This window comes from Frankia sp. ACN1ag, from assembly GCF_001414035.1.
Taxonomy (GTDB): Bacteria; Actinomycetota; Actinomycetes; order Frankiales; family Frankiaceae; genus Frankia; species Frankia torreyi.
The window spans coordinates 34799-45145 of the sequence record NZ_LJPA01000021.1 but is presented as its reverse complement, the minus strand read 5'-3'; the positions used below and the strand labels follow the sequence as shown (position 1 = coordinate 45145).

Below are 10347 nucleotides of genomic sequence, written 5' to 3'. Positions count from 1 at the left end.
TGCTGGTCGTCCCCGCACGCGCGGGGATCTTCCCGTCACGGAGGCTGGGTATCGCCACCCGGCTCGGTCGTCCTCGCACGCGCGGGGATCTTCCGGAACGGCCCACGGAGTGACCCGGTCCCGACCCGTCGTCCCCGCCGCGCGGGGATCTTCCGGGCGGGGACATATCCCAGTGGTCGACCTCGGTGTCGTCCCCGCCTGCGCGGGGATCTTCCATGGGTCGTGCTTCACGCCCTCCACCCCGCGTCGTCGTCTCCGCATGCGCGGGGATCTTCCCGTCATCTCCGTGCTCGACACCATCGGCCGGTAATTGTTCCCGCAAGTGCGGGAGTTCTGTATGTCGCAGGTTTCGTGCCTTGTCATTTTTGACTACACGGAAATATATCCTGTGGATGATGGGTCTTGGGGCGTTTTCTGCTTGTCTCTGGAATGCGATTGAGTGGAATCTTTGAGAGGGGTGTGTGTGGAGAGTTTGGCGCTGGGAGTGGTGTGGGGGAAGTCGGCGGAGAAGGGGGGTGGTTCGATGCATCTTCTGCTCGGGCATCTGCTGGATACGGCCGCAGTGGGGGAGCTGGTCTGGGATCGGTATCTGGCGCCGGTGATCCGGGAACGGCTCGACGCGGTCAGCGACGGGCAGGGGCGGGCATTGTTCGCGTTGGTGTGCGGGCTGCATGACGTCGGGAAGGCGACGCCGGCCTTTCAGATGAAGGACGACGGCCTGGCGGCACGGGTCCGAGCGGCGGGTTTCGACTGGAAGAGCGTGAGCCCGCAGCAGGGGCGGCGTTGGCATCATGCGCGCGCCGGTGCGGTCATCCTGCGTGGGTACCTGCCGCAGGTCGGGTGGAGCCGGCAGGCGTGCAACTGGGTGTGGCCGCTGGTTGCGGGTCATCATGGCCGGATTCCTGGCCGGGACAGGCTGGTCAACCCTGGTGTGGCGCATGGCGTCGGCCTCTGGCCGCAGGCCCAGCAGGCGTTCGTCGATCGGGTCGCCGCCGACCTCGGTGTCGATCTGCCAGGTCTGGGGGAGGCGAGGACACCGAGCCGCGGGGACCAGCTCACCCTGTCTGGCCTGATCATCATGGCCGACTGGATCGCGAGCGATCACACGCATTTCGGCGGGCTGTCTGATCCGACGAAAGTGTCGATGGCTGCCGCCAGGGACCGCGCCCGGAAAGCCTGGGAAGAACTGGGACTACGTGGCGGCTGGCGGCGTCCGAACCTCGTGCCCGTAGACCAGCACGATCTCGTCCGGCACCGGTTCGGTAAAGCGGCTCGCGCCGCGCAGTCTGCGGCGGTGGAACTGGCCCGGGACATGCCGGGCGCGGGGTTGCTGATTCTTGAGGCGCCGATGGGTGAGGGCAAGACGGAGGCCGCGTTCGCCGCCGCGGAGGTACTGGCCGCGAAGGTCGGCGCGGACGGCGTCTATGTCGGAATGCCGACGCAGGCGACCAGCGACCCGATGTTCAGTCGAGTGCGTGCCTGGCTCGCCGCGGTCGACGTCGAGGTGCCGATCGGTCTGCTGCACGGCCGGGCGCGTTTCAATCCAGAATGGGCGGCCCTGCGCAGTCAGATCAGCTTCGCCGGGGTGCACGACGACCTCGACGACTTCGGCATGACCGATGACTACGGCATGGGCGACGCATTCGGTCTGGGCGACGAGTTCGGCGTGGACGGCGAGGGCCGGGCGGGCGCCGCGGCGCGATCCGAGGCGCCGCCGGTCGGTCCGGCGGCGGCCGCTGACTGGTTCCTCGGTGCCAAGCGGGGTCTGCTCGCCCCGGTCACGGTCGGCACGGTCGACCAGCTCCTGCACGCCGCGACCCGCACGAAGCACGTCATGCTGCGCCACGCCGGCCTCGCCGGGCGGGTCGTCATCCTCGACGAGGTGCACGCCTACGACGTGTACATGGCGCAGTTCCTGTTCGAGGCGCTGCGCTGGCTGGCCGACTCCGGCGTGCCGGTGATCGTCTTGTCGGCGACGCTGCCCCCGGCGTTGCGCGAGCAGCTCGCCCGCGCCTACCTGCAGGGTGCTCTGCAGTGCCGCGACGTCGACCTCGCCGCGCTGCCCACGCCCGACGGCTACCCGAGCACAACCGCGGTCTTCACCCGCGGCGGCGAGCCGGATTTCGCCGGCGTGTCCGCTCAGCCGTGGCGCCCGTCGACGCCGGTCAACGTGCGGATCCTCGACGAGGACGACGCGTTCGACCCGCGGACGGTCGCCGCGGCGGTGACCCGCGCCGTCGGTGACGGCGGCTGCGCCCTCGTCGTCTGCAACACCGTCCGGCGCGCCCAGGATGTCTATGCCGAGCTCGCGGCCGCGTTCGGCGCGGACGTCGTCCTGCTGCACTCCCGGTTCACCGCCGCCGAACGGGCCCACCGCACCGCCGAGGTCGTCGACCGGCTCGGCCCGCCCGGCCGGACGGGCGCCGCCGCCCGGCCCCGGCGGCTGGTCGTGGTGGCCACCCAGGTGGCCGAGCAGTCGTTCGACGTCGACGTGGACGTCCTGATCACCGATCTCGCGCCCGTCGACCTGCTGCTGCAACGCGTCGGCCGGCTGCACCGGCACGAACGCCCATCGTCCGATCGGCCGGCGAACCTGCGCGGGCCGGAGGTGATCGTCAGCGGGCTGCGGCTCACCGGCGAGGACGTCCCGCGCTATCCCGGGGGGAGCCGGGCCGTCTACGGGGATCACCTGCTCCTGCGGGCCGCGGCCCTCGTCGCCGACGCGGCCAAGGGCCCCGGTTGGTCGATCCCGGAACACGTTCCCGGACTCGTCGCCACCGGCTACGGCGATGCGCCCCTCGGACCGCCTGGCTGGGCGGACGCGCTCGCCGCGGCGCGGACGGCGTGGGAGGGCGACGAGGCCCGCCGCCGGGTGAACGCCTCGGCGTTCCTGCTCGCCGGAGAGGACCGGCTGGGCCTGCCCACGCTCGCGGGTCTGCACGACAACGGGACCGCCGCGCTCGAGACCGAGGAGCGGGTCGCCGCGGTCGTGCGGGACGGCGAGGAGTCGATCGAGGTCGTTCTCGTCCGCCGCGCACCAGCCGGCGGCTACCTGACTCTGTCCGGCCGACGGCTCGGCCCGAGCGGCGAGGTCGCCGTCTCCGACGACGCGGTGCTGGAGGAGGTCGTCGGCTCGGTGATCCGGCTGCCCGCCGTCCCGGAGCTCACGGCCGCGGCTCGCGCCACGCTTACCCCGCTGCCGGGCTGGGGCGGCGACCCCTGGCTGCGCCGCACCCGCGCCCTCATCCTCGACGACCAGCACGCCGCCACCCTCGGCGGCCGCGATCTACGCTACGACAACAACCTCGGCCTCGTAGTCTCGGCTGGCAACCGGTGATTGGTGTTCGGGATCCGTCGCTGGGCAGGTGGCTCGGACTGCAAGTTGAGTCACCCGCCCAGACGACGTCAGCAGTTGACGGGAACCCCGCGGGTGCGGGGACGACGCCAGGTCGGCGGACGCCCAAGGGCAACCCCAGCGTGGCTGGGCGTCTCCACTGTAGCGGCCTCCCCAGCTTGCAGAGTCCGCTGATGCCCAGTTAGGTCAATCTGCTAGGTTGTTGCTGTGGCGATCGATGATGTTCCGCAACGTGACCCTTTGCGTCAGGTGCGACTTCAGGCGCGGACCCTACCCCCGACGCTGTGGCTCGCGGGCCCTCCGCTTCTTGGACTCGACGGCGCCGCCTGGTGGGTGGCGTTGGCGGCGACGGCGGTGCTCGGAATACTCGCTGCTATCGTCCCTCAGCGATCCGAGGATCGTACTGAGCTCTGGAAGGAGTTTTACCGCTATCGGGCGCGTCGCCATGCTCGCGGTCGAAGGCGCTCGGCCGCGGGTGGATCCCGCCACTGAGGTTCCTGGATCGGGCACACATACTCGGGTCCGAAAACTGTCGGTGGGCCCTGATACATCTCTGGTGGCGATGCGGTTCGAGGGGCCTGGGACGGACGGGGGAAACAGGTGGATGATTTCAGTCTGATCGATGCTGGGTGGATTCCGGTCGACCGGCGAGGGGTCCGGGTCGAGGTCGGGATCCGGGATGCGCTTGTCCACGCGCAGGAGATTGACGGGCTTGCTCTGGACGATCCGCTGGAGGCCGTGGCGATCCTGCGTCAGGTGCTGCTGCCCGTACTCCTCGAAGCATGTGGTGTGCTGCGTACCGACGACGACTGGGCACAGCGGTGGGACGTCGGCGTGTTTGACGGCGAGCGCATTACCGAATACCTGACGGCGCGTGCCGACCAGTTCAGCCTCTTCTCCACCGAAAGGCCGTTTGCGCAGGTCGCGGGACTGCACACGGCGAAGAACGAGACCCGGCCGGTGTCCTTGCTGGTTCCGCGGCTCGCCGCCGGCAACAGCGTCCCGTTGTTCAGTTCCCGGACCGAGAGCGATCCGCCTCGGCTCTCGCCGGCCGCGGCCGCGCGGGCGCTGCTCGCGGCGCACTGCTGGGACACCGCGGCGATCAAGACGGGCGTGGTGGGCGACCCGCAGGTCAAGGGCGGGAAGACGACCGGCAACCACACCGGGCCGCTCGGTCAGCTCGGCGTCGTCGTCCCCCTGGGCGAGACGCTGTTCCACACGCTGATGCTCAACCTCCCGATCCTGCCCGCCGGCCGACGCCCCGACGACCGGCCGCAGTGGGCCAGCGAGGCACCAGCCGGGCCACGCTGGATGATCCGGCCGCCCCGCGGCCTGCTAGACCTGCTGACCTGGCAGTCCCGGCGGATCCGCCTCATCCCGCAGGAGGACCCGACCGTCCCCGGCGGCATCTCGGTGCGGCAGGTGGTGCTCGCCGCGGGCGATCGGCTCCTGGGTTCGGTGCACCACCTCGAACCGCACACCGCCTGGCGGCAGGTCGACAAGCCCAAGGCCGGCCAGCCGCCGGTGCGCCCGGTGCGCCACCAGTCGGGGCGCGCGGCCTGGCGCGGATTCGAAGCCCTGCTGGCCACCGTGCCCACCCCCGGGGAGAAGGTCTCCGCACCGAAGCTGCTGTCCCAGGCCGCGGGCCTGCGCGAGGACGGCATCCTGCCCGCCGACCTGGCACTGCGGGTGCTCACGGTCGGCGTGCAGTACGGCACCCAGTCGGCGGTGATCGACGAGGTGACCGTCGACGAGATCCCGCTGCCGGTCACCGCGCTGCTGCGCGACTCGGAGGTCCGCCGAGTCGTGCTGGCCGTCGCCGACCAGGCCGAGAGCCTGCGGGTCGCCGCCAACCGGCTCGGCGACACCCTGCGGGAAGCCGCCGGGGCGGGGGAGAAGCTGCCGTGGGACAAGGGGCAGCGGCTCGGCGACATGCTCGTGCACAACTTCACCCCGACCGTGCGCCGGCTGCTGGCCGGGCTCGCGCGACACCCGCAGGACGCCGCGAAGGCCGAGCTGGCGTGGAAGGTCATCGCCCGCCAGGTGATCTGGGAGACGGTCGACCCGTTGCTGTCCACCGCCGGCCCGCGCGCGTTCCTCGGCCCGCACCCCGACGAACTGTTCGGCGCCCGGCTCGCCGTCGCCGAGACCTCTCTGCGCCGCACCCTCAACGACGTCCTCGGCCGGGATGCGGACAACCGGCGCGACCTTGCCGCCGCCTGACGCCACAACCACAAGGAGATCGGATGTCCGAGGCAGCCGGGACATCGCCCGGGACAGCGCCATCCCCCTCCACCGGGACGGCCCCCCGTCGGCACTTCTGGGAACGCGACCACACCGGCGGCCGACCCGATGGCGCCGACCTGGCAGCGCTGCGCCGCGGCGTCGGCCGCGCCCCCGGCGAGGCCCCCCAGATGTGGCGCTGTTACACCACTCTCACCGCCGACGGCAAGATCAGCCCCCGCCTGCAGGCGGAGCACGTCGCGCTCACTCTCTACGCCATCCACCAGCAGTCACTGTCCGTCCCGGCGCACCAGGTCGGCATCGGACTTGGAACGGCGGCCCTGCGCCTGCACGACAGCGGCTCCTTCAGCCCCGACGCGGTCGACCGCCGGTTCAACACCGCTGCCACTGCCACCGGCCTGGATGAGGCCGCCTATCACCTGCGCGGACTCGTTCGGCAGTTCCGCCAGCTCACCATCGGCCTCGACTACACCGCCCTGTGGCACGACCTGATCGATTGGCAGAACCCCAGCAGCATCGGCGAGGTCCGGCGCCGCTGGGGAAGCCAGTACTTCTTCCGCCCGCGCCGCGGCGAGACCGCTGGTGCCGCCGCCGCTGACGCCGGCGCGCCCGGCACGTCCTGACCCGTACGCATCACTGCCCGGTGTCGCGCCCGCGCGCCGGACGCCAACCATCCTGACCCAGCCGAAGGAAACACCAGCCGATGCGCTGCTACATCGATGTCCACATCCTGCAGACCGTCCCGCCGTCCAACCTCAACCGGGACGACGCCGGTACCCCGAAGCAGGCGGTCTACGGCGGGGTCAAGCGTGCCCGGGTCAGCTCACAGGCGTGGAAGCGCGCCACCCGGACAGCGTTCGCCGAACACGTCGATCCCGACCGCCTCGGCACCCGCACCAAGCGGATCTCCGCGCTGCTCGCCGACCGGCTCGCCGCTCGCAGCGGGCTCGACGCCGAGTCCGCCACCCGGATCGCCACCAGCCTGCTCAGCGGTCTGAAGATCAGCGCCGGCAAGAAGGCGGCGGAGACGGCCTACTTGCTGTTCTTCGGCCGTCCCCAGCTTGAGCGGCTCGTCGACCTCGTCGCCGACGACATCCCGCGCCTGGTCGAGCTCGATGACAAGGAGCTGGCCGACGCGGTGAAGGACCTCCCGGTCCTGACGACCCTCGGCAGCGGCCATCCCATCGACGTCGCGCTGTTCGGCCGGATGGTCGCCGACCTCGCGACCCTCAACGTCGACGCCGCCACCCAGGTCGCGCACGCTCTGTCCACCCACGCTGTCGACGTCGAGTTCGACTACTACACCGCCGTCGACGACGAGAACGCCCGCGGCGAGACCGGCGCCGGGATGATCGGCACGGTCGAGTTCCAGTCCGCGACGCTCTACCGGTTCGCCACTGTCGGCCTGCACCAGCTCGCCGAGAACCTGGCCGGCGACGTCGAGGCCACCCTGGAGGCGCTGCGAGTGTTCCTCACGGCGTTCACCACCTCCATGCCGACCGGCCACCAGAACTCCTTCGCCCACCGCACCGTGCCGAACCTGCTCACCGTCGCGGTCCGCGCCGACCAGCCGGTCAACCTCGTCTCCGCCTTCGAGCAGCCTGTGTCGGCCGGTCGGCAGGGCATCCTGGCCGGGTCCGTCGCCCGATTCGGCGCCGAGATGCGCACCGCCACCTCGCTGTGGGGCCTGCGTCCCGAACTCGTCGCCTCCACCTACCGCACGCCCGACAACGTGGCGACCGCTCAGACGCTGACCGAGGTGCTCGGCGCGGCAAGGCCCTTCGACGAGGTGATCAGCACCGTCGTGGACGCTGCCCGCCAGCGGTTGGCGGGCGTCACCCGATGACCGAGTCCCGGGCCGGCCACTGCCTGGCCCTGCGCCTCGCCGCCCCGATGCAGTCCTGGGGCACGCGCAGCATGTTCAATCGCCGCGACACCCAGGCCGAACCGACGAAGAGCGGCATCGTCGGACTGCTCGCGGCCGCGCAGGGCCGCCGCCGCACCGACCCGATCGAGGACCTCCTCGACCTCACTCTCGGGGTCCGCACCGACCAGCCCGGCACCCTGCTGCGCGACTACCACACCGTCAGCGACTACCGCGGCCGCCCGCTGCCCTCGACCGCCGTCAGCGCGAAGGGCGCCCAGAAGCCGACGTCGCCGGCCAAGCACACCCACCTCACCGAGCGGTTCTACCTACAGGACGCGGTGTTCGTCGCTGCCGTCGCCGCGCCCGAACCCGTCCTCGCGACCCTCGCCGACGCGCTACGCAACCCCGCCTACCCGCTCGCCCTCGGCCGCCGCGCCTGCCCACCGACCCAGCCGCTGCTCCTCGCCGCCGACAGCGGTGACGACCTGTGGCCCGGCGACGTTGTCGACGTGCTCGGCCGGGTGCCCTGGCAGGCCGGGCCGCAGCACCGCGACGCCCTCATCCGCAGCCGGCGTCCCCGCCCGGCCGCGGTCGACCTGCCCATCACCGTCGACGACCCCGCCGGCCCCGATGTCCGCCACGACCTGCCCACCGGCTTCGACCCGCACGAGCGCGGATTCACCAGCCGCCGGATCCGCCAGACCTGGGTCCACCTCCCGCCCCCCTACGACCTGGACGACGCCGACCTCGCCGCCGACGCCGCTGCCCCGCCGCATGATCCCTTCGCGCTCCTCGGATGGTGACCGGGCATGACCTATCTGTCTCGCATCTGGCTGAACCCGCTGCGCACCGGCGCCCAGGCGCTGCTGAACAACCCGCAGCGCCTGCACGCCGCCGTCCTCGGCGGCCTGTCCCGCCAACCCGTCACCGAACGGGTCCTGTGGAGGGTCGAGAACGCTGACGCGACCCGGGGTGGCAGCCGGTCCCACCGCGCCGAGGTCCTCGTCCTCACCGAGTCCACCCCGTCATGGGAGCACCTCGTCGAACAGGCCGGCTGGATTCACGCCGACGAGCCGCAGATCGCCGTGCGCGACTACCAGCCGCTGCTCGACCGCCTCCAGGCCGGCCGCGAGTTCCGCTTCCGGCTGCGTGCCAACACCGTCAGCGCCACCCGAACCCCCGACAAACCCTCCCCGGCCCAACGAGAACACCTTGCCGGCCCCCGCCCCCGCGGCGTCCGCGTCGGCCACCGCACCGCCGCGCACCAGACCGCCTGGCTCACCGATCGGGTCGACCGCTGGGGCTTCACCCTGCTCACCACCGCCGAACTCGACGGCGAACCCCTCGGCCAGCCAGCCGACGCCGATCCTGGCCCGGACCGCGGCGCACCGGCGCTGCGGCTCACCGCCCGCGAACGGCTTTCCTTCACCAAGCGGGCGGCCGACGGGACGCGGACCGGCCGGCGGGTCGTGCTCAACACCGCGACGTTCGAGGGCGCTCTCCGCGTCAGCGACCCCGCCCGGGCGCGCGAGACCCTGCTTCACGGCGTCGGCCCGGCCAAGGCCTACGGCTGCGGCCTGATCACCCTCGCGCCCCTGCTCGCCGCGCCGGTCGGGGGCTGACATGTGGTGGCTGTCCGACCCGCAGGACCTGCACCGCGTCGAGGACCGGATCTCGACCCTCTACGTGGAGAAAAGCCACGTCGACCGGGCCGACAACGCGATCGTCCTGGTCAATAAGGAACGCACGGTGCGCGTCCCCGCGGCCCTCATCGCGACCGTCCTGCTCGGTCCCGGAACCCGTATCACCAGTGGCGCGGTCCGCCTGCTCGCGGACTCCGGAACCGCCGTGTGCTGGGTCGGTGAACGAGGCGTGCGGATGTACGCCGCCGGCCTGGGCGCCAGTCGCGGCGCCGGCCTGCTGATGCGGCAGGCATATCTCGTCACCCGGACGAAGGAACGCCTCGACGTCGCCCGGCGCATGTACGGCAAGCGGTTCCCCGACGACGACGTCAGCACCGCCACCATGCAGCAGCTACGAGGCCGGGAAGGCGCCCGAATCAAGAAGATCTACCGCGCGCACGCGGCCCGCGCCGGCGTCACCTGGAACCGGCGGGTTTACACGCACGGTGACCCGTTCGCCGACGGCGACGACGTCAACCGACTGCTGTCCGCAGGGCATAGCTGCCTGTACGGGATCTGCCATGCGGCCATCGTCGGCATCGGAGCGAGTCCGGCCCTCGGCTTCGTCCACACCGGGGCGGCCACGTCGTTCGTTCTCGACATCGCCGACCTGTACAAGGCCGAATACACGATTCCCTTGGCGTTCGATCTCGCCGCTGCGGGATTGGTCGAGGAACGCGACATCCGCACCGCCTTCCGGGACCGGGTCGCCGACGGTCATCTCATGGCCCGCATCATCCACGACATCAAGGACCTTCTCCTCGACGACGCGGACGCGGACATCGACGACGCCGACGCCCTGCACCTGTGGGACGACGTCGATGGCCATGTCCCCGGCGGGGTCAACTGGGCGATCGACCTCGCCGACGGGACCGACGACACCACGATCGTCGGTGTCACCGGCCCCGACACCGACCAGCCACCCCCGCCCTGGTGACCGTCGTCGTCCTCATCGCCGTCGCTGAGGGCCTCCGCGGCCACCTCACCCGATGGATGATCGAGATCGCTCCCGGCGTCTTCGTCGGCAACCCCAGCGCCCGCGTCCGCGACCGCCTCTGGACCGTCCTCGCTGACCGCGTCGGTGACGGCCACGCAATCATGATCGAGCCAGCCGCCAACGAGCAGGGCTGGTCCGCCCGCACCGCCGGCCGCGACCGCACCCACCCCGTCGACTACGACGGACTGATGCTTTTCGCCCG

The 10347-nt window shown here is 71.5% G+C and carries 8 protein-coding genes; all 8 read left to right on the top strand.

The features are described from left to right. The first annotated feature begins 463 nt into the window (after positions 1–463). Positions 464–3337, top strand: coding sequence for a CRISPR-associated helicase Cas3' (gene cas3 / locus UK82_RS19140; protein WP_236706135.1), 2874 nt, complete (start codon positions 464–466; stop codon positions 3335–3337). 618 nt (positions 3338–3955) lie between these two features. Beyond that, the gene (gene casA / locus UK82_RS19135; RefSeq protein ID WP_052681418.1) at positions 3956–5578 is read left to right on the top strand and encodes a type I-E CRISPR-associated protein Cse1/CasA; all 1623 of its coding nucleotides are present in this window, start codon (positions 3956–3958) and stop codon (positions 5576–5578) included. Between the two features lie 23 nt (positions 5579–5601). Next, the gene (gene casB / locus UK82_RS19130) at positions 5602–6222 is read left to right on the top strand and encodes a type I-E CRISPR-associated protein Cse2/CasB (RefSeq protein ID WP_052681420.1); all 621 of its coding nucleotides are present in this window, start codon (positions 5602–5604) and stop codon (positions 6220–6222) included. 80 nt (positions 6223–6302) lie between these two features. Further along, entirely contained in the window at positions 6303–7445 is a 1143-nt protein-coding gene (gene cas7e, locus UK82_RS19125; RefSeq protein ID WP_044887662.1) for a type I-E CRISPR-associated protein Cas7/Cse4/CasC, read from the top strand. Continuing rightward, positions 7442–8269, top strand: coding sequence for a type I-E CRISPR-associated protein Cas5/CasD (cas5e, locus tag UK82_RS19120; RefSeq protein ID WP_055408517.1), 828 nt, complete (start codon positions 7442–7444; stop codon positions 8267–8269). Before cas7e ends, cas5e begins: the two co-directional genes overlap by 4 nt. A gap of 6 nt (positions 8270–8275) precedes the next feature. Continuing rightward, entirely contained in the window at positions 8276–9088 is an 813-nt protein-coding gene (gene cas6e / locus UK82_RS19115) for a type I-E CRISPR-associated protein Cas6/Cse3/CasE (protein ID WP_044887664.1), read from the top strand. A gap of 1 nt (position 9089) precedes the next feature. Beyond that, complete coding sequence (gene cas1e / locus UK82_RS19110) at positions 9090–10085, top strand: type I-E CRISPR-associated endonuclease Cas1e (RefSeq protein ID WP_044887665.1); 996 nt, start codon at positions 9090–9092, stop codon at positions 10083–10085. Then, a partial coding sequence (gene cas2e / locus UK82_RS19105) for a type I-E CRISPR-associated endoribonuclease Cas2e (RefSeq protein WP_055408570.1) occupies positions 10082–10347 on the top strand: 266 nt, incomplete at its 3' end. The genes cas1e and cas2e, both read left to right, overlap by 4 nt.

Excerpts from the sequence above, each read along its gene's own strand:
- casB (WP_052681420.1), top strand. The coding sequence starts at position 5,602 with ATGTCCGAGGCAGCCGGGACATCGCCCGGGACAGCGCCATCCCCCTCC.
- cas7e (WP_044887662.1), top strand. The coding sequence starts at position 6,303 with ATGCGCTGCTACATCGATGTCCACATCCTGCAGACCGTCCCGCCGTCC.
- cas5e (WP_055408517.1), top strand. The coding sequence starts at position 7,442 with ATGACCGAGTCCCGGGCCGGCCACTGCCTGGCCCTGCGCCTCGCCGCC.
- cas6e (WP_044887664.1), top strand. The coding sequence starts at position 8,276 with ATGACCTATCTGTCTCGCATCTGGCTGAACCCGCTGCGCACCGGCGCC.
- cas1e (WP_044887665.1), top strand. The coding sequence starts at position 9,090 with ATGTGGTGGCTGTCCGACCCGCAGGACCTGCACCGCGTCGAGGACCGG.